We start from the raw sequence: 22,109 nt of genomic DNA, 5'->3' as shown, positions 1-22,109 counted from the left end.
TGTTCATTCTAGTTTTCCCAATCGACGCGCTGAAACGCTTGTACTAACGCCCGGTCTTGTTTGTGAATCAACGGATCGAACGGCACCCGATTGGTGCGTTGATATTTCCAGTTGCTGCCGATCTCGCGGAAGTGCCGGAACGAAAAGTCCTTGGTGCAGAAATACGAGGCCCACCAGGAGAAGATCGAATGGACGTGCCATTGCGCATGCGTCGGGCACCGGCTGGGCACCACCGTCCATTTCGGCAGACACGCGTTGGCGTCGCGCCGCGTCACGAGCCTTGAGAACTGGTATTTCGGCGGCATGAAGATCGAGAAGTCGGCGTGGCGATGAGGACCGCCGTGGTCGTCGCGGAGATCGTCGTCGATACCGATGATCCATCGTCCCCGATATCGAACAAGCCCGGTCCACGATTGTTCGGCGGCTTCAAAGACCGATTTTCCAATATTCGACAGCACCAGCTCGTCGATGTCGGAGTTCATGGCGCTTCGGGCATGCTGCAGGAATCGCCACCTTGCGTGCTCCCAGGCGCCCAACTGGCAGAAATCGGAATCCCAGTGGTCCCAGCTATTCGCTCCCTGCGGGCCGTATTTGAAAGGCCACTCCATCACGACCGAGCATCTGATGCCCGCGATCGATCGAAGCGCCGCGCTCAAGGTGGCGCTGTCGTACGCGCTGGAGCCGTTATCATAGATGAGGACGGCATCCGCGCCGTGAATGTCCCGATTGAACCGCACCCAATCGAGAATCCATTCGATCGGATTGTCCTTCGACATCGTGAAGATGACACGGCAATCCCGGAACATTTCCGACACGTTGGGCGACACCGAGAACGCGAAGCTGCCCAGTTCGCCCAAGGCCTGGACCGGGCCAGCATTCTCGGGAATGTCCAGCCACAACTGGGCGTGGCGATCGAGGTGCCTTATCCGCGCCTTGCAGGTCCCGGCGCCGCTGATGAAGGTTGTCGCTGCCACGTCGCGGGCGAGGTTGAAAAACGGCGGTGCAAACAGCGCAACCTTTGAGTTGCTGACCTGCACCGCATCGTAGAACAGCGTATTGCTGTCGAAGTCGCGGTCGAAATTGTCGCCGCGAAACTCGATGGGGCGCGTCGCCTCGCGCCGCTTGCCGGTAAAGTCCGACAGCGACACCGGATTGGTCCGCCGGATGACATGTCGATTGTCGGCTGTAACGACCGGATTCTTGCTGACGAGCCGCATCATGGCTTTCTGATCGACATGTTGGGTAATCCCGTGGACGGGGCGGTGATGGACGGGGTGCCGAGTCTTTCGTGCTTCGATTGGCTGGCCGGCCAGAGCTTGCGCCGCGCGCCATAGGCGATCACTGCCGTCCGCAGGTAGGCGATGTCGAATGCGAAGGCCGCGGCGACGTATACGAGGCAGCCGATTGCCGCCAGCACGCCAAACGAGACCACACTGATCGGAAGCAGCGGTTTGAGCACCATCAGCACCACCGCCATGATCGCCGTTGCCGCGACGATGCGCATGAGCCGGAATGCGTCGAAGGGAAGTGGAAACGCCTTCCGGGTGAGATACCAGCCGAACCCCGCGCCGAATGCTTCGACGATGACAAGGCTCGATGCCGCGCCGACCAGGCCAAATCGGGCGAGCAGAACCGGCATGACAGCGAGGTTCGCGATCAGCATCGCGATGCTCTGCGTCGTCATCATGAACGGCGTCTTGGCGAGATGAAAGCTAGCGTGAATATAGGACTGGGAAAATGACTGGAACAACCAGGCGAATGCCAGGATCGGCATGATCCGTGCCGCGGTCTCCCTGAACTCGCTGCCGAGGATCACGCCGGCGATATAGCTGCTGGTCAGCGCTACGCCGGCGACGGCCGGCAGGACGGCGGCCAAGAGGATTTCAAGGCTGAATTCCAGATGCCGCCGCGCCTCGCGGGCGCCGTCGTTGGCGTAGGCGCGCACCGCCAGCGGGATCGTCGCCGATGCGATGCTTACCGCCGGAATCAGGATGATCTGCCGGACGAGATCGGCGGAAGCACCATACTGGCCTGCCGCGTGGTCGCCCATGAAGTGAAACACCAGCATGCGGTCGAGCGCGGCATGGATCGCGAAGACGATGCCGGACAGCGTGATCGGTATGCCGAAGGCTGCAAACGTCCGCAGATCGGAAATTCTTGGGCCCGCGACCGGCGAGCGCAGGATCGTGCTCGCAAACAGCGTCGTCGTGACGAAATAGGTGATGGCCACCATCGCGAGCTGGCACAGTCCGCCGCCTCCCAGAAGCGCCGCGACGAGACACAGCGTGAACGCCAGGCAGGCGCGGATGATCGACGCTGTCATGAATGCAAGCGATCGCAGCCGTGCCTTGAGCAGTTCCTGCCCGAGTTCAAACAGGCCGAGCCCCAGCGCAAAGAAGATGGCGGCGATATTTCGTTCCAGCGATACCGACGTCGTCAGCGTGGCAACAAGGAGTGCGACGGGCGCGGCGAACGCGGAGATGAGATAGGCGAGAAAAATGGTCTTTCTGACGTCGACCGCACCGCCCTCCGACTGAAACCGCAGCGCGGCGACGCGAACCCAGGTGAACAGCAGCGCCGAGACGATGCCCGCAGTGCTGAGACCGACGACATAGACTCCATACTCGTCCGGAGCGAGCAGCCGCGTGAACACGACCGCGTTCAGCAAGCCGATAGCGGCCGATACGACGCTCGCAACCGAATAGTGGAAGGTCTGGCTGAGCATTACTGCGGCAATAGGTCCAGGGTTAACGACACGGCACAATTCATCTCAACAATCCGCCGGAGGCCCGCCGTTGTCCGGCGCAAACCTCCTTCGCATCCCATGGAGCAAGATCGGTGCCGAACCGTCGCGGCGTGTCTTGCGGCGCACCAGCGTGGTTAACCCGATGGTTTTCAGCCGTCTCTTGCGGATAAACGGCGCGGCCGGCAATTTTCGGCACATCCGTCCTGTCCGCGCTGTCCGCATTTGTGACACGCCGCTGCGGCTTTCGCTGCGCAGTAACCATTTCAGACGCGCTGTTCGCCCGTGTGGCCGCAGTGGACTGGATATTGCAAAGCTCGTCAGCGAGATCGCCGGCCTTCTCGGCGAATGGATTGCTGATGACCGTTTGGCTATATTTTTTTCGACAACATCTGTTTCCGCAAAGTGGGCACTGCGAGGCTCCTGTTCCTTTTGGGACAGCCGCCTTGTCCGGCCCGTCTCCTTTTGCGACGGCGGGAGCTCAACATCGCAACCGTTTCCTATGGTGCGTTACCGCCGTGTCGGCGGTCTTTGCCAGAAAGCACGCGAGGACGGGCGATGTTTCGAATTGATCCGAGCCGGCGCAAGAAACACGGCCTGAAGCGGCTGATGCTGTTCCTGGCGGCCTTCGTCCTGACCGTGCTGCTGTTGGCGCACGTCGACAGCAATGCCGCCTCGCGCGCCACGTCCACTCCGTCGAAGTTCGCGGGCGCCTTCGTCAATTGGGGGCCCGCGGGACGCGAGCATACGCTGCAAGCGTGGGAAAAATGGCTGAAGCAAAAGCCATCCTCGGTGCTCGGCGTCGACTTCTATGGACAAACGACCTGGGAGGACTTCTCCAAAGTGAGTTGGGTTCCCGGCGTTTGGAAGAAGCTCAACCCTGCGCGCAATGTGGTCTGGTCGATCCCGCTCACCATGAAGGGCACGCCTCTCGCCGACGTTGCCGAAGGCTTGCACGATGCCGAATTCGAAGCGGCGGCACGGGCGATTTCAGAGGCGCATCCCCAGGCGATCATCCGGCTCGGCTGGGAAATGAACTTGGCTGAAATGGCGTGGTTCGCGAAGGGGCATGAAGCCGATTACATCGAGGCGTTCCGCCGGGTTGTGGAGATATTCCGCCGTCACTCCACCGGCTTCAAGTTTGATTGGTGTCCGGGATGGGGTCCGCAGGACACGCCGGCGGATGCGAGCTATCCCGGCGACGATGTCGTCGACTACATCGGTATCGACGTATACGACTTCAAGCATGAAGGCTCCGACGAGGATCGCTGGAACACTTTTTACATTAAGGCGCCGTTCGGCCTCGAATGGCACCGCGAGTTTGCGCATCTGCACGGCAAGCGCATGAGCTATCCCGAATGGGGTGTGGGCAATGCCGGTGACAATCCCTTCTTCGTTCAGCAGATGCATGACTGGTTCATGAAGAACGAAGACAGGATTGCCTACGCCGCCTATTTCGACGTCGACGGGGCATGGCCCACCCAGATCGACAACGGCCAGTTTCCGAAATCGCAGTTTCTGTTCCGAAAACTGTTCAGCCGCTGATCTGCACTCAGCGTTCGTTCAGCGCGGATTAACCCCGTCCATTAACCGTGGTCGGAGTTTGGTGCCTCACGTTTCGCTGCCGGATCGAATTTTGCACCACCGTGCGCATTACGTTCGCGACGGCCGGATAAATCCCGGAGCGAGCGGCTTATCGAGACGGAAGTGTGCCGGAATTAATCCGGCAATCCCGTTTCGGGACGATGAGACAATATTCGTGAACAACCAGACTTTCATGGCAGAGATTTCGACCGCCGACATAAGGATCGACAGGCCTGATCCGCCGGTCAGGGCACTGCGCGCGCTGGTGGCGGCTTCGCCGGCGCTCGATCCGGGAATCGAAGCGGTGGTTTGCATTCCCTGTTTTCGCCGTCCTCAATACCTGCGCCGGACGCTGCAGTCGCTTACCGCTCAGCGCACCAGCCGTCGCTTCGCCGTCGTGATGGTAGAGAACGATGCGTCGAAGAGCGAGAGCGTGCCGGTTGCCGCAGAATACTTGGCGTCGGGGAAGTTTGCAGGGCTGTGCGTGATAGAGCCGCGGCAGGGAAACTGTTATGCGATCAACGCGGCCTTCGAGACGGCGCTGCAGATGTTCCCGCTGGCTAACAACTTCCTGATGATCGACGATGACGAAATCGCTTCGCCGGACTGGCTGGAGCAGATGATCGGGACTGCGGAAGCGACCGGCGCCGACATCGTCGGCGGTCCGGTATTCCCTGAATTCGATGACGAACGGAAGCGCGGACTGCATCGTCACCCCGCGTTTGCGCCGGCCTACGACGCCTCAGGTCCGGTGCCGGTGATCTATGGCTGCGGCAATTGCCTGATCCGGCGCGCGGTGTTCGATCAGTTGGGCATGCCGGCGTTCGACCTCCGTTTCAATTTTCTGGGCGGCGGGGACACCGATTTCTTCTACCGTTGTCGAAGGCTCGGCATGCGGTTTCACTGGGCGGCTGAAGCTGCGATCAGCGAGACCGTGCCGCAAAGCCGGACCAGCCTGAAATGGTTGGCGATGCGGGGCCTGCGGATCGGCGCAATCAATTACCACGTCCAGCGCAAGGCGACGCCGACGGTCTGGCTGCGGGCAAAGTTGACCGCCAAACTGCTGGCAGCCTTGCCGCTTTCGCTTGGCTATGCCGTGCACGCGGTGCTCACTGAACGTGAGCGGACCATTGCCATGCATCCCGTCACGGTTGCGATCGGCAGCTTGCTGGCCGCGTTCGGCCTCGAACCCCAACCCTACAAGGCGTCAAAGATCGTCTCATGAGCCAGCTCATCGACGCATCTGAAATCCGCAACGTTGCCGCCGGGATAGAGCGCCAGCAGGTGATGGATATCGTTCGCGGCGCGACGTTTGTCGGTACGCTGCTGCTCGGCTGGATCTCACTGCATCCGTTCGTCAGCCTCGGCGACATGCAGATTGGCGACGTCGGCACGGGCAACGAGCTCGCGACCTATGCGGTATTCGGCGCGCTCAGCGTGCTGACGGTCGCGCTCGCCTTGCGAAATGACGCGAGGGGGTTGGCGACATTGTTGTCGCCGGCGTTTGTCGTGTTCGGCGCCTGGGTGCTGGTGACCGTCGTGTTGTCGTTCGATCCGACAATGTCGATCAAGCGTCTTTCGCTGACGATCTGCGTTGTCGCGGTGGCCGCCTCGCTGATGCTGCTGCCACGGTCACAGCAGCAATTGATGCATTGGTTTACGATCGCAGCGCTCGCATTGCTGGCTATCTGTTACCTCGGAATATTGCTGGCCCCGGATCTTTCGATTCACCTGGCGAGCGATCCGCAGGAGCCGGGACTGGCCGGCAATTGGCGCGGCGCGTTCGGTCATAAGAATCAGGCCGCGGCCATCATGGTGATGGTGTTGTTTCTCGGCGTTTACATTGTCCGCTCCGGCCTACGGATATCCGGCGCCGCCATTATCGCGCTTGCCTCGCTGTTCCTGCTGTATTCGGCCGGAAAAAGTTCGCTGACCTTGTGCTTTGCAGTGCTGCTCTTGACATCGGTCACCTCAGTCATCAGCTCGTTTTGGCTTCGCGCGATCATCATGCTCACGCCGCTCGTGTTGCTGAACCTTTTGAGCATCGGCACGGTGATGTTTGAAGGCCTCGCCGGAATTTCCAAGCTGCTGCCGTTCGATTCGACATTCACCGGCCGCACCGACATCTGGGCGTTTGCCCTGCAGTCGCTCCGTGCACGGCTGCTCACCGGCTATGGCTTTGCGTCCTTCTGGGGCAGCAGCGCCATTCAAAATCTTCCCGAGGGCAAGGAGTGGGCCGGCTTCGCCGCGCATAGCCACAATGGCTATCTCGACACCGCGCTGGGCATGGGCGTTCCCGGGCTTGTCCTGCTCATGCTGGTGCTTGTGATCCTGCCCCTGCGGAATTTTCAGCAGGCCGACGAGGGCGGCAACAACGGTCCATTGGCCATGATGCTGCTGCGGATCTGGCTGTTCGGCCTCTATCTGTCGGCGATGGAAAGCTTCTTCCTCGACCGTTCCGATCCGCTGTGGTTCACGTTCCTGTTGGCGGTATTCGGCCTGCATTATCTCGCGCGGTTCCGGGCGGCAAAATAGTAGCCGTCATTTCCGGGATGGTCCGAAGGACCAGACCCGGAATCTCGAGATTCTCAGGTGCGCAATCGCGCACCTTAGTTCGATGCTTCGCATCGCCCAGGAATGACCGCCCGCACCGCTTCGGCGACGTCCTTCCACCAGCCGTCGAAATCGAACGGCAACGACACCGGCGGCCGTTTGACAACTGAGGCGAGCCGGTCGGCATAGGCCTCGTTATCCGAGCCGCGCGCGACCAGCACGACGGCGCCGCGGCTGATCAATTCCTTGAAGCGCGGATGGTGGTCGAATTCCTCGGGCAGCGCCGGTCCGGCGACGATCAGCGGACGGCCGGATTGCACGCAGGTGAGAATGCTCGAGCGCCGCGCGGTGATCCCCTCATCGAGCGGATAGCAGAATACGTCGATCTCGCTGAACAGGCCGAATACCGCGTGATCGGAGGCGACGAAGCCGGAGACGATCACGTCCTCAGCGATGTCGAGTTCTCGGGCGCGGGCATGAAACTCCTCCTCGACCTTGTCGACGCCGCGGATGAAGGAGCCGATATAGACGATCAGCGGCTTGAGCCCGCGTTGCTTCAGGATGGCGCCGATCTCGAGCAGCGCATTGGGTTGCTTGCTCGGATAGATCGATCCGAAATGACCAATCAAGAGCCGGCCGTCCCCTTTCGCCGCGATGAGCCGATGGCGCAATTTCGAGTCTTCAATGCCTGCCGGGGCTTCGATGTTCGGCGGTAGTGGCGCCAGCACGCTTTTTCTCGCGGTCCAGCCGAGCAGGAGATCGTCGGCCAGCTCGCGCCGGACCAGCGACGAGAACATGACAATGGTGTCGGCCAGCAGCAGCGCCGGAATGTAGGTGATGCGGCGCAGCCAATGCAGCCCGCCCCATTCGTGCTGAATAAGTACAATTTTTCGCCGGCGCAGCCGGCCGATCGCCAGCGCCACGAGCGGCGCGAAGATCACGCGTTTCCAGGCCACGATGGGGAAATTACAGACCACGCTTTGCGCCGTGCCGACCGCGCCCCAGATATCTGCGAGCGAACTCTCGCTGCGCGTCAGGGTTAACGTGGCGCTAGCTCCAGGCTCGAGCTTTTCGATCGTCTCCTGCAATAGCCGGGTGAACTGGCCGATGCCGCAATGCATCTGCGGTCCCGCGCCGAGAAACAGCGCCCGATATCGGGTTTCTCCAGTCATCGTGCGGCGGCGGGGTTTCCAGGGACTATCGGCGTTAGCCATACATCCCAGACATTAGCTTCCGGTAAGCGGCAGCGTCTGCCCGGCACCGTTCTTGCCAATCCAACCATGAGAATCGTCCGGCCGTCTCATAACGGGACATCGGGCGGTCACGGCAATGGCGGCAGCGCAATTTCGGGACAACCGGATGGGCAGCGGCCGAAGTAATGGGAAATCAGCAGGAGCGCGGCGATGACGGGCAGGATCTTCAGCGCATGGGATGACACCCATTCCGAGCTTTGGAGCCATCAGCCGATCCGGCTGCAACACGAGATGCACAAATCGCCCGCGTTCTCGATGGACGAACTCGCGCGACTGATCGAGAGTTATCCGCGCGAGCAATACAGCCTGGTGAAGACGGGCGCGAAGGGCTCCAGCCGGATGTGGCGCGAGGGCGATATCGGTAACCTCTCCGGCCGGCAGGTCATCGAAGCGATTTCCCGGGGCGGGCTCTGGCTCAACATGCGCGACGTCGGCGCGGTCGACAGCCGCTATCGCAAGCTGATCGACCGGATGTTCGAGGAGATCGCGACGAAGGTTCCGGGCTTCGTGGTGCCGAATCACCAGGCCGGCATTCTGGTCTCCTCGCCGGACGCGCAGGTCTATTATCATGCCGATCTGCCGGGGCAGGGGCTGGTCCAGATCGCAGGCCGCAAGCGGGTCTACGTCTATCCAAATACACCGCCGTTCCTCAAGCCGGAGCATCTTGAGGACATCGCGCTGTTCGATGTGGAGGTCGATCTGCCCTATGCGCCCTGGTACGACGCGCATGCCCAGGTGTTCGATCTCGAGCCTGGCCAGATGCTGAACTGGCCGCTCAACGCGCCGCACCGCGTCGAGAATCTCGGCACGGTCAACATCTCGATGACGGTGTCCTACGGCAACTACGACATCCGCCGCGCCCAGATCATCCATCTCGCCAATGGCCTGCTGCGCCATCGCTTCGGCTACACGCCAAAGACCAGCAATCTGCACGGACCGTCGTTCTTCGCCAAGAAGGTGCTGCAGAAACTGGCGCGCGACAGCAAGTGGGTCAAGCGCGAGCGGAGCGCTCGCCGCGCGATCGATTTCCGCCTCGATGCAAACGAACCCGGCAAGATCGTCGATCTGCCGAAGGCGGCATAAATCGCCACGCCGATGACGGTGCTGACGACCAGTGCGGAGCAAGTGGCGGCGCGCTCAACAAGCCAGGCGGCCGGATTCCGCGTCGAACTGGCGCGCGACTGGCGCCAGGCACTCACGCGCTGGCATGACATCAGTCCGCCGACACCGTTCCAGCATCCGCAATGGTATGATGCCTGGTATGGCGCCTTCGCCGGGGCCGACGGCGTGACGCCATTGATCGCAATTGTCACGGATGCATCGACTGGCGAACCGGCGCTGCTGCTGCCGCTGATTCGCCGCCAGCAAGGCAGGATCGCCATCGTCGAGTTCGCCGATCTCGATCTGACCGATTACAACGCACCGATCCTCGGCAGCGCCGCGCCGCCCGATGCCAGGGCGGCGCGCGCGCTCTGGCGCAGTCTGTTGTCGGCGCTGCGCCGGATGCCTGACGCGGCCGATCTCATCCGCCTTCGCAAAGTGCCGGTCGATCTGGACGGCAAGCCGAATCCGTTGACCTTGCTCGACGCTGCCGGAGCCTGCTCGCTCAACGGCAATCTCGTCACCACCGGCGAGAATTACGATGCCTGGCGCTACACGCTGGAAAAGACCGTGCGCAAGGAGCTGGAACGGAGCTGGCGCGTGTTCACACGCGATCCGGCCGCGTGCTTTGCGATCGTCACCGATACCGATGAGGCGCTACGGATTCTCTCGACCACCGAGGTTCAGCAGGGCACGCGGATGCTAAGCCTCGGGCTGAACTACATTCTCAATGACGAGACCTGCGCCGCGTTCTACCGCAACCTGGTACGCGACGGCGTCGGCAACGGCTATGCGCTTGTCTCGGCACTCACCGTCGGCGACGAGGTCGTGGCGACGCTGCTCGGCATCAGGACCGGCTCACGTTATGTGATGATCCGCATCAGCAATGCCGGCGAGAAATGGTCGAACTGTTCGCCCGGCCGGCTGATCATCGAGCGCACCATGGCCGCCCTGCACAAAGACGGCGTACGCGAGTTCGACTTCTCTGTCGGCAATTACGCCTACAAGCGCCGCTTTGGCGTCATGCGACTGCCGCTGATCGACATCAGCGCCGCCTTGAGCTGGCGCGGATGGCCCCCCGCATTGCGCGATCGCGCGGTGCGCGAATTGCGCAACTATCCGGGGCTCGACTTCCAGGTGAAGCGCCTGCTCGGCAAGCCACTGTCGCAAGAGAATTGACACATTGTTGCCGCACGGGAACAGCCGTGCAAATCTGCAACACATGTCAGGATTGTGCAGCCGTTCTTCCTGTGTTCGCGAGAGTTGATGATCGGCTTCGCCGCACGCGCGTATGCTGCGCTTCGGGTGAAAGGGCTACTCGTGAATTGCTGCCGTGGGGAGAGCCAACATGCCAGCCTATATCCATCATGATGGCATTGAGCCGGGTTTCGTCATTTGTCCGAGCTGTGTCGGGCTTCCGATGTTCGTGCGGGACGTCGAACCGCACTGGAACCAGGCAAAGATTGACTTCACCTATGAATGCGCCGATTGCGGCGCCGAAGTCCGGCAGACCATTGTAAAGCCGGAATTGCGGCATTGAGGGCGCGAAATTCGTAGGGTGAGCAAAGCGAAGCGTGCCCACCATTCCCGACATCTGTACGTGTAATGGTGGGCACCGCGCTAAAGCGCTTTTGCCCACCCTACATTGCATCAAACCTGTCGCACCACGCCGGGCTGCCCGGTATCGCATTCCAGCGCGTCGCGATCCCAATTTGCCGCGATTGCCGCGGCCTTATAGGTGCCGTGCAGGAAATTAAGCAGTGTCTTGTCCGGATCGGCAGCCGTGCGCACGGCGTCATAGGGCAGAATGAATTCGCCGAGCGCTTCGCTGAAGAACGCCGCATCCGGTTGCACCTTCGCCGCGCGGAAGCCTGCCGGCTCGGGATAGGCATAGCAATAGAACGCAGGATAATCGATCGCGCCGCCGCCTGGCCAGAAGCCGGCGCTGCTGACCTCGTGTGAATAGGCTTCATGTGCCACCGCGTCGGGCAAATGCGGCACGCCGCCAGGATGGCGCGGCGCGCGGCGTCCCGAGAAGCGCGTCACCGCGAGATCGAAACTGCCCCAGAAGAAATGCACTGGACTTGCCTTGCCGAGAAAGCCGGTGCGGAATTGCTTGAAGACGCGATCGCTATTGACGAGGATTTGCAGGAAGCGCCCGACAGCATCGCGATCATAGGACGCGTGCTCGGTGTCCAGCGAGAACCGCACCGGATCAGGCAGCTCGTTCGGCATGTCGTCGATTGCAACGGCAATGCCGAGCTCGGCAAGTGTGGCCATGATGACAGTGTAGAAGCTGGCGACGGATTGCCCTGGCAACGCAAACTGCCGCTGCGCCCCGTCACTTGTTGTGATGTGCAGAGCGTGGTCGATCAAATCAAGATCGATCTGAAAGGTTCGCGCGCCGTCGGGGACCGGCGACGTCGTCAATCCGCGCGGCGTGACATACAGCGTCACATGCCAGGAATGGTTGAGCCAGGGCGATTTGGTCAACCGGATCTTGCCGACGACCTGCGTCCAGAGATGCAGCGTCGCACAGGTGTCACGCCACGCCGCGGTCGGCAATTCCGGCCATGGGGCTTGCGAATGGGTGCTCATGTCAGAACCTTGTGCCCAGCCGTGAGGCAGAAGCGGTATCACGAATTCACCAGGCCCCTTGAAAACCGCGGCTCACGATTTCGTGCATTCCCGGCAACGCCGCTGCCCACGTGAGGCGCGGTAGAGGCTCTTGCACCACCAGCGCCGCGCCATGGCCTGCAGCGGCCGGCGCGCCAGTTGAGCGATAAAGAGAAGTTCGACCATGGTTCAATCCATCATCCCCGAAGGACGAGATAGGGCGGCATTCAACAAAGAGAACGCCGCCCATATCGTATCAGCCATGCAGCTTGTTCGCGGTCTCCGCGATCACTCGTCCTTGATAGCGCGCGCCGGCGAGTTCATTTTCGCTCGGCTGGCGGCTGCCGTCGCCGCCGGTGATCGTGGTCGCGCCATAGGGCGCGCCGCCGGTGACCTCGTCGAGCTTCATCTGTCCGACGAAGCCGTAGTTCAGGCCGACCACGGTCATGCCGAAATGCAGCAGGTTCGTGATGATGGAGAACAGCGTGGTTTCCTGCCCGCCGTGCTGGGTCGCCGACGCGGTGAACGCGCCGCCGACCTTGCCGTGCAGAGCGCCCTTGGCCCAGAGCCCGCCGGCCTGGTCAAGGAAGTTCGCCATCTGCGACGCCATTCGGCCGAAACGGGTGCCGGTGCCGATGACGATCGCGTCGTAATTGGCGAGGTCTTCGATCTTTGCGATCGGCGCTACCTGGTCGAGCTTGTAGTGCGAAGCCTTCGCGATGTCGTCCGGCACCAGCTCGGGCACGCGTTTGACGTCGACGGTGGCGCCGGCTTTGCGCGCACCTTCGGCTACGGCATTCGCCATCGCCTCGATGTGACCGTAGGCGGAATAATAGAGCACGAGTACTTTGGTCATGATGTTTTTCCTTCGAGTTTGCAGATTGTTGTTTTGGGGAAGTGTCATTGCCGGGCTCGACCCGGGAATCCATCGCACTTCGTAAGACTCTTCGCGAAGGGATGGATGCCCGGGTCAGACCCGGTGAGCACTACGCCGCGTCGACCAGCACCAGTTCGGAATCTTCCAGCGCGGTAATCGTCAGCTTCGCCTCGTTGCGGATCGCAGCGCCGTCACGGGCGTTGACGCGCACGCCGTTGACCTCGACGCTGCCGGCCGCCGGCACCAGATAGAGGTGACGCGCGTTCGTCGCCTCGTACGCCGCGCGCTCGCCGGCCTTGAGCGTGGTGGCGAGCACCCGCGCATCGGCGCGGATCGGCAGCGCATCCTTGTCGCCTTCAATGCCGCTCGCGATCGTCACGAGCTTGCCGGAGCGATCCGACTTCGGAAACGGTTTTGCGCCCCAGGTCGGCTGGCCGCCTCTGATCGTCGGCTCGATCCAGATCTGGAAGATCTTGGTCTTCGAAGGCTCCAGATTGTACTCGGAGTGACGGATGCCGCTTCCGGCGCTCATCACCTGCACGTCGCCGGCCTCGGTGCGGCCCTTGTTGCCGAGCGAGTCCTGGTGCGTGATCGCGCCTTCGCGGACATAGGTGATGATTTCCATATTGGCATGGGGATGGGCGGGAAAGCCGGTATTCGGCGCGATCTCGTCGTCGTTCCACACCCGCAAAGCGCCGTGGCCCATATTGTTGGGGTCGTAGTGGCTGCCGAACGAGAAGTGATGTTTTGCTTTCAGCCAGCCGTGATCCGCGCTGCCGAGTTTTGCAAAGGGTCTGAGTTCAATCATCGGAGTGGTCCTCATCGGTTCGATTTGATGCCCCTTGGATATGCCTTGCACCGTGGTATAGAAATAGAAACTATTGAAACTCATTGTTTCTAGAATTGACTCAGGAGCCGGACCGATGTCCAAACTCCCGGATTTTGAGGCGCTGGCGATTTTCGCAAAAGTCGTGGAACTGCGGTCGTTTGCGTCAGCCGCGACCGAGCTCGCGCTGTCCAAGGCCACCGTGTCCAAGGCGGTCAGCCGGCTGGAGCAGCGGCTCGGCGCGCGGCTGTTTAATCGCACCTCACGGCGGCTCGCGCTGACCGATGCCGGGCAGAGACTGGCCGAGCGCGCCGCGCGGCTGTTGGCCGATGGCGAGGACGCCGAGAACGAAGCCTTGTCGCAATCGATATCGCCGCGCGGGCTGGTGCGGCTCGCGGTGCCGATGACGTTCGGCGTGAAAGCCGTGGCGCCGATCTTGCCGGAGTTTCTCGAAGCCTATCCGGAAGTCTCGATCGATCTTCATTTGAGCGACGCGACCGTTGATCTGATCGGCGAAGGTTTCGATGCCGGGCTGCGCATCGCGCGCCTGCCGGACTCGTCGCTGATCGCGCGGCGGCTCTGCGCGATGCCGCGCTACACGGTGGCGGCGCCATCCTATCTCAAGCGCCACGGAAGGCCCACGCATCCGATGCATTTGGCGGAGCATAAATGCTTCGGCTACGCCTATCTCTCCACACCCGGCGTCTGGCACTACACCAATGCGTCAGGCGAACAGGCCAGCGTGCGTCCCGCGGGCCAGCTCCGCGTCAATAATGGCGAGGCGCTGTTGCCGTCGATTATCGCAGGTCTCGGCATTGCCGACCTGCCGGACTTCATCGTTGGCGACGCCATTGCATTGGGCGAAGTCGAAGTGATCCTGAAAGGCTGGCACCAGCCCGAAGGCGCGGTGCATCTGGTAACCCCGCCCGGCGGCCCAAGGCCTGCGCGCGTCGAAGTGCTGGCGGAGTTTCTGACGAAGCATTTTGCGAAAGCGAAGAAGCGGTGAGGTGCTGTAGGGTGGGCAAAGCGCAGCGTGCCCACCATTGTCACTTCGTGTGATGCCCTTAAATTTGGGCCGACGCTGGCAGCGAACTCCATCAAGGGGTGGGCAGGCTTCGCTTTGCCACCCTACGATTTCCGGCTAGCTTCCTCCCATAATCAAAACAAGATCACAGGGAGAAGCTACCCATGAATCGCCGCGAACTCCTGAAGGCCGCCGCCGCACTGCCGCTCGCGCACGCCGCGCTCTCCAGCCCCGCCTTCGCGCAAGGCCCATACCCCTCGCGCAACATCACCATGATCGTGCCATTTCCGCCGGGCGGGCAGGCCGATTTGGCGGCGCGGCCGATCGCGCAGGCGCTGGAGCGGATCCTCGGCAAGCCCGTGATCGTCGACAACCGCGCCGGCGGCGGTGGCGGATCGGTCGGCAACGCCGCGGCGGCGCGCGCCGAGCCTGACGGCCATACGCTATTGATGACACTGTCCTCGCTCGCGGTGCTGCCGGAAGCCGACCGGCTGTTCGACCGTCCGGTGGCGTATGAAGTCTCGCAATTCGCGCCGATCGCGCGCGTGCTCGCCGATCCGACGCTGCTCGCGGTGCCGGCGTCCGCGCCGTGGAAGACGCTGCAGGAATTCGTCGACGACGCCAAGAAGCGTCCCGGGCAGATTCCCTACGGCTCGTCCGGTCCCTACGGCACGCTGCACGTGGCGATGGAGATGTTTGCTGCGAGCGCCGGCATCAAATTACTGCATGTACCGTTCCGTGGCGCCGGCCCTGCGTTGACCGCGCTGCTCGGCGGCACCGTGCAGGCGGTGGCCTCGGCGCCGGGCACGCTGAAGCAGCAGGTCGATGACGGCAAGATGCGCGTGCTCGCGAATTGGGGCGCCGAGCGCGTCAAGAGTTTTCCTGATCTGCCGACCTTCCGCGAGCTCGGCTACAAGGATGTCGAGTTCTACATCTGGGCAGGACTGTTCGCCCAGAGCGCATTGCCGGCGCCGATCACGACGCGCTTGCGCGAAGCGATGGCGGACGCGGTGAAGGCGCCGGAGGTGGTCAGGACCTATGAGACCGCCGGCAGCCCCGTCGCCTATTTGGACGCGCCGGACTTTGCAAAATTCGTCGCCGAAGACAGCGCGCGGCTGGTCGCGGCGGTGAAGAAGATCGGCAAGGTGGAGTAGGGAACCCACTTCACATTTTTTTGTTCGCACTAACGTCGCGTGGCCGCATTCATTCGGCAGGCTCAATGCCTTCGCCGCGCGGAAATCCGCGCCTACCGAAAATACGAAGAGAAAATACAAAGAAAGGACCCGTGCATGCGAACGCAACGGATTGTCCTCGGCCTTGCCCTCGCGATCGGCGGCATCGCTCCAGCATGCTCGCAGGAATATCGCGGAACCTGGGAACAGCAGATGGCCTGCACACCCGACGTCTGGCGGCTCTGCGGCGACCAGATCCCGGATGTCAGCCGGATCGTGGCATGTTTGCGGCAGAACACGCCGCAGCTCTCCACCAATTGCCGTGCGGTATTCGAATCGCAGGCTGACGCGCAGCAGCCGCCACGTGGACTGCAGCAGAACGCACCCCGTGCCCGCGCCCCGCAGCCAGGCCAGCAGCCGCAGGCGGTAAGACCGCGGCCGATACAGCCTCCGCCCTATTATGAGAACGACGATTAGGCCACAGCTTCGCGCTCGGCCCTGATCTCGCAGACGTCGACCCATTCGGCCCCGGTCAGTTCCGCCATCCGCGCAGGCGTGATCTTCACCGCGCTGTGGGTCGAGCCCGCGGCCGGCACCACGATGTCGAACGCCTTCAGCGACATGTCGCAATAGACCGGCAGCGGGGTCTTCAATCCGAATGGGCAGACACCGCCGACCTCGTGGCCGGTGATCTCGGCGACCTCCTCGAGGCCGAGCATCTTCGGCTTTCCCCCGAACAGCGCCTTCACCTTTTTGTTGTCCATTCGCGACGTGCCGGCCGCGACGATCAGCACGACGCGCTCGCCGATCCGCAAGCTCAGCGTCTTCGCAATCCGCGCCGTCTCAACGCCGTAAGCCTCTGCCGCCAGCGCGACGGTCGCCGAACTCATCTGGGATTCCATCACGGAAATTTCGGGCGCCTTTTCTGCAAAGAAGGCGCGCACGGACTCTAGACTCATCTTGTTCAGGACCTTTGGGCAGATACCAGTGCGGGAAGTTCGGAGAGGCTGTGGATGCGATGATCGGGCTCAAATCCCAGCTCATCCATCTGGGTGCGCAATATCTTGAACATCGTCAAGGGCGGCAGCGTCTCGCTTTCGAGGCAGGCCAGCGCCATCGCTTCCGGCGTCACCCGCTCGATCCAGGCGACGTTCAGCCCGAACGCCTTGGCACCGCAGGCGTCCCAGGGATTGGAGGAGATGAACAGCACCTCGGCAGGCGGCACGTTCAGCACCTCCTCGATCAACGCATATGCCTTGGGGCTTGGCTTGAAGATCTTTTTTGCATCGACGCTGATGGTCGCATCGAGCACGCGATCAAGCCCGCTGTTCTTCACCAGCGCGTTGAGCATGCCGGGGCTGCCGTTGGACAGGATTGCGAGCTTGCGATCCTTCATCGCCGATAGTGCCGTAAGCGCATCCGGATAGAGATCGAGGTGCAGATATTTCTCAATAATGCGCGCGAAAGCATCATCATCGTATTGCAGACCGAGGCTGCGCAGCGTGTAGATCAGCGAGTCGCGCGTGGCGACCGAGAAATCCTGGTAGCGTCCCATCAGCGAACGCAGCCAGGTGTATTCGAGCTGCTTGATGCGCCAGACTTGGGTGATGATCCCGCCATAGCCCGGGAACGCGTCCTCGGTAACATCAGCCACCGACTGGACGTCGTAAAGCGTGCCATAGGCATCGAAGACAACGGTTTTGATGGTCACGGTGGTTTCTCTTTTCCGCCGATGTTCGCATACAGGAATTTCCTGAGCGCGTCGATGGATCGATCCCGCGCCTGCTCGTTGAATTCGAGGTGATGGCCGTGCATTTTGACGGGCGTCGCGAAATTCGGCACGTCGAAATCGTGATAGGCGCCGGGATAGACGGTGATTTCGATGGGAAACCCTTTGCCCTTCTCGCGCGAAACTCCCCAATCGTCGCGGCCTTCGGCGAGATTGCGGCACTCCTGCGCCGGAGTCCAGTCGTCGAGTTCGCCGATCAGGATCAGCGTCGGCACCGTCATGTTGCCCTTGAGGCCAAGGCAGGGCGGATAGAAGGCGATTGCCGCGCGAAATTTTTCTTTTGCGCTGCGTTCGATCTCGCCGCGCTCGACCGAGAGCAGCGCCAGCATGGCTCCTTGCGAAAATCCCGCCACGGCAACACGGGTCGGGTCAACCGACGACTGTCCGGCAAGGAAGTTCAGCGCGCGATAGGCATCATGCAGGGTTGCAGGCGGCATTCCGCTGGTGCAGGCGCTCGTTATGCCGCGTGTCCCGAACCGGTCGATGGTCAGTGTGACATAGCCCCAATCCGCCAGCCGCTTACCCCAGCGCTCGTCGATCCCCCGCCAAGCTCCGCCGCAGCCATGCAGCAACACGACCGCGGGCGAGGGGCCGGGGCCATCGGGTAATCGCAAGTAACCCTGCAGCGCCTGCGGGCCTGCCAGCGGGCTTTCGAATTCGATGAGGCGTGGAGGGTTGTCGGCTGCCAGTATAGCGCTCGCGCTTCCGAAGGAAAGCACAGCGAGGAGGGCGGCAATTCTGGCGAAGTTCGTCATGGACTACCTCGCAAGTGTGCCGGCGATGATACCCCTTTATATGCCCAAAATCTTCCTTGCGTTGGCCTTCATCACCTTGGGCCGGATCTCCTCGCGGATCTCGAGTTTTGCAAAATCGGCCAGCCAGCGGTCCGGCGTGATCACCGGCCAGTCCGAGCCGAACAGCATCTTGTCCTGCAGGATCGAGTTGATGTAGCGCACCAGGATCGGCGGGAAATATTTCGGCGACCAGCCGGAGAGGTCGATATAGACGTTCGGCTTGTGGGTCGCGACCGACAATGCCTCTTCCTGCCAGGGGAAGGAGGGATGCGCGAGGATGATCTTGAGGTCCGGGAAATCCGCTGCGACGTCGTCCATGTACATCGGGTTGGAATATTTTAAGCGCATCCCCATGCCGCCGGGCATGCCTGAGCCGACGCCGGTCTGGCCGGTATGAAACAGCGCGATCGCGCCGCCGTCATTGATCGCTTCATAGAGCGGATAGGCCATGCGGTCGTTGGCATAAAAGCCTTGCATAGTCGGATGGAATTTGAAGCCGCGAACGCCATATTCCTCGATCAGCTTGCGCGCTTCGCGCACCCCTAACTTGCCCTTGTGCGGATCGATCGAGACGAACGGGATCAAAACGTCGAGATGGTCGGAGGCGACTTCCAGCATCTCGTAATTGTTGTACCGGCGGAAGCCGGTCTCGCGCTCGGCATCGACCGGGAAGATCACGGCCGCGATGTTCTTCGAGCGGTAATACGCCGCGGTCTCCGGCACGGTCGGTGGATGCTTGTGCGGCGATTTGAAGTACTCCGCCATGCGCTCCTGGAAATCGTCATAGCCGTCGTCGCCATGCAGGCCGCAGGGCTCTTCCGCATGGGTGTGGATGTCGATCGCGACAACTTTCTCGATATCGGGCAGCTTGAGCTTGGTCATTCTGGGTTTCCCACCGGCTTGATTTTTGGGTCTGAAAAATTGATTATACTATATAACAAATTCCGCAAGGCGGCAGAAACAAAAGGCGGAAAATATGGGAGCGCGGCATGGCCCAAACGCAGGCCTTCGAGACCGATTTCTGGAAAGACGCCAATCTGCGAAAGGTCTGGGACGACATCGTTCCCGGCGAGCCGCGCAAGACCATTCCCTACACGCTGACGAAAGAGGCGATCGAGCTGTACTGCAAATCGGTCGGCGAGGATCACCCGATCTATTTCGATGAGGCCTATGCGAAGACCACGCGCTATGGCGGGCTGATCGCGCCTCCTTCGATCCATATCCTCCTGATGTTCTCCTGCACGCCGGCGGATGACTGGATGCGCTCGCCCGGCACCGTCAATGCCGGGCAATCCTGGAGCTACAACATTCCGGCGCGGCCGAACGATGTCGTCACCTTGCAGGCCCGCGCGCTCGACAAGTTCATCAAGCGCGAGCGGTTGTTCGTGGTGCACGACAACGTGTTCTTTAATCAGAAGGGCGACGTAATCTGTTCCGGCCGCGGCTGGACGATTCGGCCGATGTGAGCGGGGAGGTTGCAATGGCCACGACGTTCGAAAAGCTCAGAGCCGGCGATGCCATCGACGGTCCCGCCTTCGCGGTGAGCCGCGAATCCATCCGACTGTTTTGCGACGCCTCGCTCGACTACAACCCGCTGCATCTCGATGACGAGTACATGAAGGGCAGTTTCGGCAAGACCAATTTCGGCGGCATCATTATGCACGGCATGAACAATTTTGGCCTGATCTCGCGCATGATCACCGACTGGGCATACCCTGCAGGCGCAATCCACCGCCGGCTGGAGACGCGATGGGTCAAGCCGGTCCGACCGGGCGACACCATCCAGCCCACGGGAATCATCAAGGCCAAGCAGGTGACTGAAAAATCCCGCTGGGTATTGATCGACGTGGTGGTGAAGAACCAGACGGGCGAAAAGGTCGCGACCGGCGAGGCGTTGGTCGAATTCCCGCGCGATCTGTTTTGCCAGTGAGGCGGGTGGCCGCTTCCACAGCGTCATTCCGGAATGGTCCGAAGGACCAGACCTCAGGTGCGCAATTGCGCACCGGGGAATCTCGAGATTCTCAGATGCGCAGTTGCGCACCTTAGTTCGATGCTGCGCATCGCCCCGGAATGACGGCTATTTTCCGGGGAGCCAGCGGCGCAAGAGGCCCCGAAACGGCCCTATCCGCATTGACATCCGGTGCCACCTTGCCTTAGAAACCGCCCCGTCCCGGGCGGCTGGCCGCTTTCGGGATTAATCCCATTTTGCCACTCTCGGGTAGCTCAGGTTCGGGCCTCCAGCACGGCCTTTCAAAGCATCAGGATTGTCCCATGAAGGTCCGTAACTCATTGAAATCGCTGCGCGGCCGCCACCGCAACAACCGTCTGGTCCGTCGCAAGGGCCGGGTTTACGTGATCAACAAGGTACAGCGCCGCTTCAAGGCCCGCCAAGGCTGAGCTTGGCGCTGAGCCGGCTTTTATGTTCGCTTCACGGGTCTTTGACGATCTGCTGCTTGCGGCGCGATTTTGCGCGTCTAGACTTGCCCCATGATTTCGAGATTCCTGGGCGCCCGTAACTGCCGGATTGTGGTCCTCGCCGCTGTCATGACAGCCGTGCCGGCCGCTGCTTTTGCCCAGAATGACCCCAGGGTCATTCCACCGCCGAAAGCCGAGAAGAAATTGCCGGAAGCGCCGAGCAAGCTTCCCAAAGTCGGCGCCGATCGCACCCGCGGGCTGGATTTCTTGTTCGGTGCCCTGAAAGCGGCTCCCGATGAAGCCAGCGCCAAGCACGTCGAGGCGCGGATCTGGGCGCTGTGGATGCAGACCCCGAGCGACACGGCTGCGCTGTTGATGTTGCGCGCAAAGGCCGCGATGGATGCGCAGAAGATCGACGTCGCCCTGAAACTGCTGGATGCCGTCGTCAAGCTGCGTCCCGATTACGTCGAGGCATGGAACCGCCGCGCCACGTTGTATTACCTGAAGAACGATTATACCCATTCGCTGGAGGACATCCGGCAGGTGCTGATCCGCGAGCCCCGGCATTTTGGCGCGCTGGCCGGGCTTGGCATGATCATGCAGGACATTGGCGACGAAAAGCGCGCGCTGGAAGCGTTCCGCAAGGCGCTGGCCGTCAATCCGCATCTCGAAAAGGTGCCGGAACTCGTCAAGACGTTGACCGAAAAGGTCGAAGGTCGCGATATCTGAGCTTTTGCGCTTAACGCTGACTTCCGACGATTTGCACCAGGCAGGAGTGTCGCGCCGGGTGTGCACTATTGTTTGGCTGACTGCGTCACAGAATCGAGCCATGAAATCATTGCTGCTGGCCGGCGCGATGATGGTCGCCACCGGAACCTGCGCTTTCGCCCAAGCTGTATTGGGTGGTCGGCAACCGCGCCACCGCAACATGCGAGATTGTCACGAGCAATCCCATCGTCGACGCCCGGGTCGGCGGAAACATCTGGTTCGGAACCGGAGCTTGCAAGTCGCTCGACAAGCCCGTTCGACCATCAGCCAATGCCCGGCGGTGGAAGAGCCGGCCGCAGAGATGCCGGAAGAGGACAAATCGAACTAGCGTGCTCTTGAGCCGTTTGCGTCTTAGAACGCGGCGGCCTGCAAACGCCTCAGTGTACGGCGTTGCTGCCGCGGGCCAGATTGTCGAGTCCTACCGCCGCATAGATTTGCGCCAATTCCGTCTCAAGCTGCTCGTTGACCCGCAGTAGCGCCTTGAGTGCGCCGCGGATGTCGCCATTGCAACTCGCTACGATCTGATCGATGGCGGCTTCGCTTGCGTCGGAAATCATGGATAGTCCTCCGATGATACGCTGGAACAATTTGTAG

The 22,109-nt window shown here is 61.6% G+C and carries 27 protein-coding genes; 15 read left to right on the top strand and 12 right to left on the bottom strand.

Annotation, left to right across the window (positions count from 1 at the left end; all coding sequences use genetic code 11):
- Positions 1-8: 8 nt before the first annotated feature.
- Together HCN58_RS23105 and HCN58_RS23100 are read right to left on the bottom strand one after the other, a co-directional pair.
- On the bottom strand, positions 9-1,217 hold the full coding sequence (locus tag HCN58_RS23105) for a hypothetical protein (RefSeq protein WP_171581668.1): 1,209 nt from the start codon (positions 1,215-1,217) through the stop codon (positions 9-11).
- Positions 1,217-2,725: an oligosaccharide flippase family protein gene (locus tag HCN58_RS23100; RefSeq protein ID WP_171581667.1), complete on the bottom strand. Its 1,509-nt coding sequence runs from the start codon at positions 2,723-2,725 to the stop codon at positions 1,217-1,219. Before HCN58_RS23100 ends, HCN58_RS23105 begins: the two co-directional genes overlap by 1 nt.
- A 70-nt stretch (positions 2,726-2,795) precedes the next feature.
- Here HCN58_RS23100 and HCN58_RS23095 point away from each other — a divergent pair, with 70 nt between their 5' ends.
- The 4 genes from HCN58_RS23095 (at position 2,796) to HCN58_RS23080 (ending at position 6,862) form a co-directional block, all read left to right on the top strand.
- Positions 2,796-3,344 carry a hypothetical protein gene (locus tag HCN58_RS23095; RefSeq protein ID WP_171581666.1) on the top strand — a complete coding sequence of 183 codons (549 nt, stop codon included), beginning with the start codon at positions 2,796-2,798 and terminating at the stop codon, positions 3,342-3,344.
- On the top strand, positions 3,302-4,288 hold the full coding sequence (locus tag HCN58_RS23090; RefSeq protein ID WP_171581665.1) for a glycoside hydrolase family 26 protein: 987 nt from the start codon (positions 3,302-3,304) through the stop codon (positions 4,286-4,288). The genes HCN58_RS23095 and HCN58_RS23090 overlap by 43 nt, the downstream gene beginning before the upstream one ends.
- Positions 4,289-4,502: 214 nt before the next feature.
- On the top strand, positions 4,503-5,552 hold the full coding sequence (locus HCN58_RS23085; RefSeq protein ID WP_311966854.1) for a glycosyltransferase family 2 protein: 1,050 nt from the start codon (positions 4,503-4,505) through the stop codon (positions 5,550-5,552).
- Positions 5,549-6,862 carry an O-antigen ligase family protein gene (locus HCN58_RS23080; protein WP_171581664.1) on the top strand — a complete coding sequence of 438 codons (1,314 nt, stop codon included), beginning with the start codon at positions 5,549-5,551 and terminating at the stop codon, positions 6,860-6,862. Before HCN58_RS23085 ends, HCN58_RS23080 begins: the two co-directional genes overlap by 4 nt.
- Positions 6,863-6,936: 74 nt before the next feature.
- On the opposite strand, the gene HCN58_RS23075 is transcribed toward HCN58_RS23080, so the two are convergent.
- Positions 6,937-8,052 carry a glycosyltransferase family protein gene (locus HCN58_RS23075; RefSeq protein ID WP_171581663.1) on the bottom strand — a complete coding sequence of 372 codons (1,116 nt, stop codon included), beginning with the start codon at positions 8,050-8,052 and terminating at the stop codon, positions 6,937-6,939.
- A gap of 231 nt (positions 8,053-8,283) precedes the next feature.
- Here HCN58_RS23075 and HCN58_RS23070 point away from each other — a divergent pair, with 231 nt between their 5' ends.
- The 3 genes from HCN58_RS23070 to HCN58_RS23060 all read left to right on the top strand — a co-directional run bounded on the left by HCN58_RS23070 (position 8,284) and on the right by HCN58_RS23060 (position 10,774).
- A complete protein-coding gene (locus HCN58_RS23070; protein WP_171581662.1) occupies positions 8,284-9,216 on the top strand; it encodes a cupin-like domain-containing protein in 933 nt (310 codons plus the stop codon).
- A gap of 12 nt (positions 9,217-9,228) precedes the next feature.
- Positions 9,229-10,413, top strand: a complete 1,185-nt coding sequence (locus HCN58_RS23065) for a GNAT family N-acetyltransferase (RefSeq protein ID WP_171581661.1) — start codon at positions 9,229-9,231, stop codon at positions 10,411-10,413.
- 169 nt (positions 10,414-10,582) lie between these two features.
- Positions 10,583-10,774, top strand: coding sequence for a hypothetical protein (locus HCN58_RS23060; protein ID WP_171581660.1), 192 nt, complete (start codon positions 10,583-10,585; stop codon positions 10,772-10,774).
- A 110-nt stretch (positions 10,775-10,884) separates the two neighbouring features.
- Here HCN58_RS23060 and HCN58_RS23055 read toward each other — a convergent pair whose 3' ends face one another.
- The 4 genes from HCN58_RS23055 to HCN58_RS23045 all read right to left on the bottom strand — a co-directional run bounded on the left by HCN58_RS23055 (position 10,885) and on the right by HCN58_RS23045 (position 13,535).
- On the bottom strand, positions 10,885-11,832 hold the full coding sequence (locus HCN58_RS23055; protein ID WP_171581659.1) for a DUF5996 family protein: 948 nt from the start codon (positions 11,830-11,832) through the stop codon (positions 10,885-10,887).
- 72 nt (positions 11,833-11,904) lie between these two features.
- Positions 11,905-12,036 (bottom strand): hypothetical protein, encoded by a 132-nt coding sequence (locus HCN58_RS36805; RefSeq protein ID WP_283814615.1) that lies wholly within the window; start codon positions 12,034-12,036, stop codon positions 11,905-11,907.
- Between the two features lie 70 nt (positions 12,037-12,106).
- The gene (wrbA, locus tag HCN58_RS23050; RefSeq protein ID WP_171581658.1) at positions 12,107-12,706 is read right to left on the bottom strand and encodes an NAD(P)H:quinone oxidoreductase; all 600 of its coding nucleotides are present in this window, start codon (positions 12,704-12,706) and stop codon (positions 12,107-12,109) included.
- Positions 12,707-12,836: 130 nt separating this feature from the next.
- Positions 12,837-13,535, bottom strand: coding sequence for a pirin family protein (locus tag HCN58_RS23045; RefSeq protein ID WP_171581657.1), 699 nt, complete (start codon positions 13,533-13,535; stop codon positions 12,837-12,839).
- A gap of 115 nt (positions 13,536-13,650) precedes the next feature.
- Here HCN58_RS23045 and HCN58_RS23040 point away from each other — a divergent pair, with 115 nt between their 5' ends.
- The 3 genes from HCN58_RS23040 to HCN58_RS23030 all read left to right on the top strand — a co-directional run bounded on the left by HCN58_RS23040 (position 13,651) and on the right by HCN58_RS23030 (position 16,226).
- The gene (locus HCN58_RS23040) at positions 13,651-14,559 is read left to right on the top strand and encodes a LysR family transcriptional regulator (RefSeq protein ID WP_171581656.1); all 909 of its coding nucleotides are present in this window, start codon (positions 13,651-13,653) and stop codon (positions 14,557-14,559) included.
- Between the two features lie 182 nt (positions 14,560-14,741).
- Positions 14,742-15,731 (top strand): tripartite tricarboxylate transporter substrate binding protein, encoded by a 990-nt coding sequence (locus HCN58_RS23035; protein ID WP_171581655.1) that lies wholly within the window; start codon positions 14,742-14,744, stop codon positions 15,729-15,731.
- A 135-nt stretch (positions 15,732-15,866) separates the two neighbouring features.
- Positions 15,867-16,226 carry a hypothetical protein gene (locus tag HCN58_RS23030; protein WP_171581654.1) on the top strand — a complete coding sequence of 120 codons (360 nt, stop codon included), beginning with the start codon at positions 15,867-15,869 and terminating at the stop codon, positions 16,224-16,226.
- Here the strand turns inward: HCN58_RS23030 and HCN58_RS23025 are convergent.
- The 4 genes from HCN58_RS23025 to HCN58_RS23010 are packed head-to-tail and all read right to left on the bottom strand — an operon-like array spanning position 16,223 to position 19,214.
- Positions 16,223-16,708 (bottom strand): YbaK/EbsC family protein, encoded by a 486-nt coding sequence (locus tag HCN58_RS23025; protein WP_171581653.1) that lies wholly within the window; start codon positions 16,706-16,708, stop codon positions 16,223-16,225. The genes HCN58_RS23030 and HCN58_RS23025 overlap by 4 nt on opposite strands.
- A 5-nt stretch (positions 16,709-16,713) precedes the next feature.
- The gene (locus HCN58_RS23020) at positions 16,714-17,460 is read right to left on the bottom strand and encodes a haloacid dehalogenase type II (RefSeq protein ID WP_171581652.1); all 747 of its coding nucleotides are present in this window, start codon (positions 17,458-17,460) and stop codon (positions 16,714-16,716) included.
- Positions 17,457-18,293, bottom strand: a complete 837-nt coding sequence (locus tag HCN58_RS23015) for a dienelactone hydrolase family protein (protein WP_171581651.1) — start codon at positions 18,291-18,293, stop codon at positions 17,457-17,459. Before HCN58_RS23015 ends, HCN58_RS23020 begins: the two co-directional genes overlap by 4 nt.
- A gap of 36 nt (positions 18,294-18,329) precedes the next feature.
- Positions 18,330-19,214, bottom strand: a complete 885-nt coding sequence (locus HCN58_RS23010) for an amidohydrolase family protein (RefSeq protein WP_057841450.1) — start codon at positions 19,212-19,214, stop codon at positions 18,330-18,332.
- 107 nt (positions 19,215-19,321) lie between these two features.
- Here HCN58_RS23010 and HCN58_RS23005 point away from each other — a divergent pair, with 107 nt between their 5' ends.
- The 5 genes from HCN58_RS23005 (at position 19,322) to HCN58_RS22985 (ending at position 21,843) form a co-directional block, all read left to right on the top strand.
- A complete protein-coding gene (locus HCN58_RS23005; protein ID WP_171581650.1) occupies positions 19,322-19,798 on the top strand; it encodes a MaoC family dehydratase in 477 nt (158 codons plus the stop codon).
- A 14-nt stretch (positions 19,799-19,812) separates the two neighbouring features.
- Positions 19,813-20,262, top strand: a complete 450-nt coding sequence (locus tag HCN58_RS23000; RefSeq protein ID WP_171581649.1) for a MaoC family dehydratase — start codon at positions 19,813-19,815, stop codon at positions 20,260-20,262.
- Positions 20,263-20,603: 341 nt separating this feature from the next.
- A complete protein-coding gene (ykgO, locus tag HCN58_RS22995; protein WP_002718645.1) occupies positions 20,604-20,729 on the top strand; it encodes a type B 50S ribosomal protein L36 in 126 nt (41 codons plus the stop codon).
- A 147-nt stretch (positions 20,730-20,876) separates the two neighbouring features.
- The gene (locus tag HCN58_RS22990) at positions 20,877-21,476 is read left to right on the top strand and encodes a tetratricopeptide repeat protein (protein WP_376701210.1); all 600 of its coding nucleotides are present in this window, start codon (positions 20,877-20,879) and stop codon (positions 21,474-21,476) included.
- Between the two features lie 100 nt (positions 21,477-21,576).
- Positions 21,577-21,843 carry a hypothetical protein gene (locus HCN58_RS22985; protein WP_311966853.1) on the top strand — a complete coding sequence of 89 codons (267 nt, stop codon included), beginning with the start codon at positions 21,577-21,579 and terminating at the stop codon, positions 21,841-21,843.
- Between the two features lie 49 nt (positions 21,844-21,892).
- On the opposite strand, the gene HCN58_RS22980 is transcribed toward HCN58_RS22985, so the two are convergent.
- Positions 21,893-22,072: a hypothetical protein gene (locus HCN58_RS22980; RefSeq protein WP_065731481.1), complete on the bottom strand. Its 180-nt coding sequence runs from the start codon at positions 22,070-22,072 to the stop codon at positions 21,893-21,895.
- Positions 22,073-22,109 lie beyond the last annotated feature (37 nt).

The sequence above is a fragment of the Bradyrhizobium australiense genome, assembly GCF_013114825.1.
Classification (GTDB): Bacteria; Pseudomonadota; Alphaproteobacteria; order Rhizobiales; family Xanthobacteraceae; genus Bradyrhizobium; species Bradyrhizobium australiense.
The sequence above is the reverse complement of the archived record's forward strand: the minus strand, read 5'-3'. Positions and strand labels throughout refer to the sequence as shown.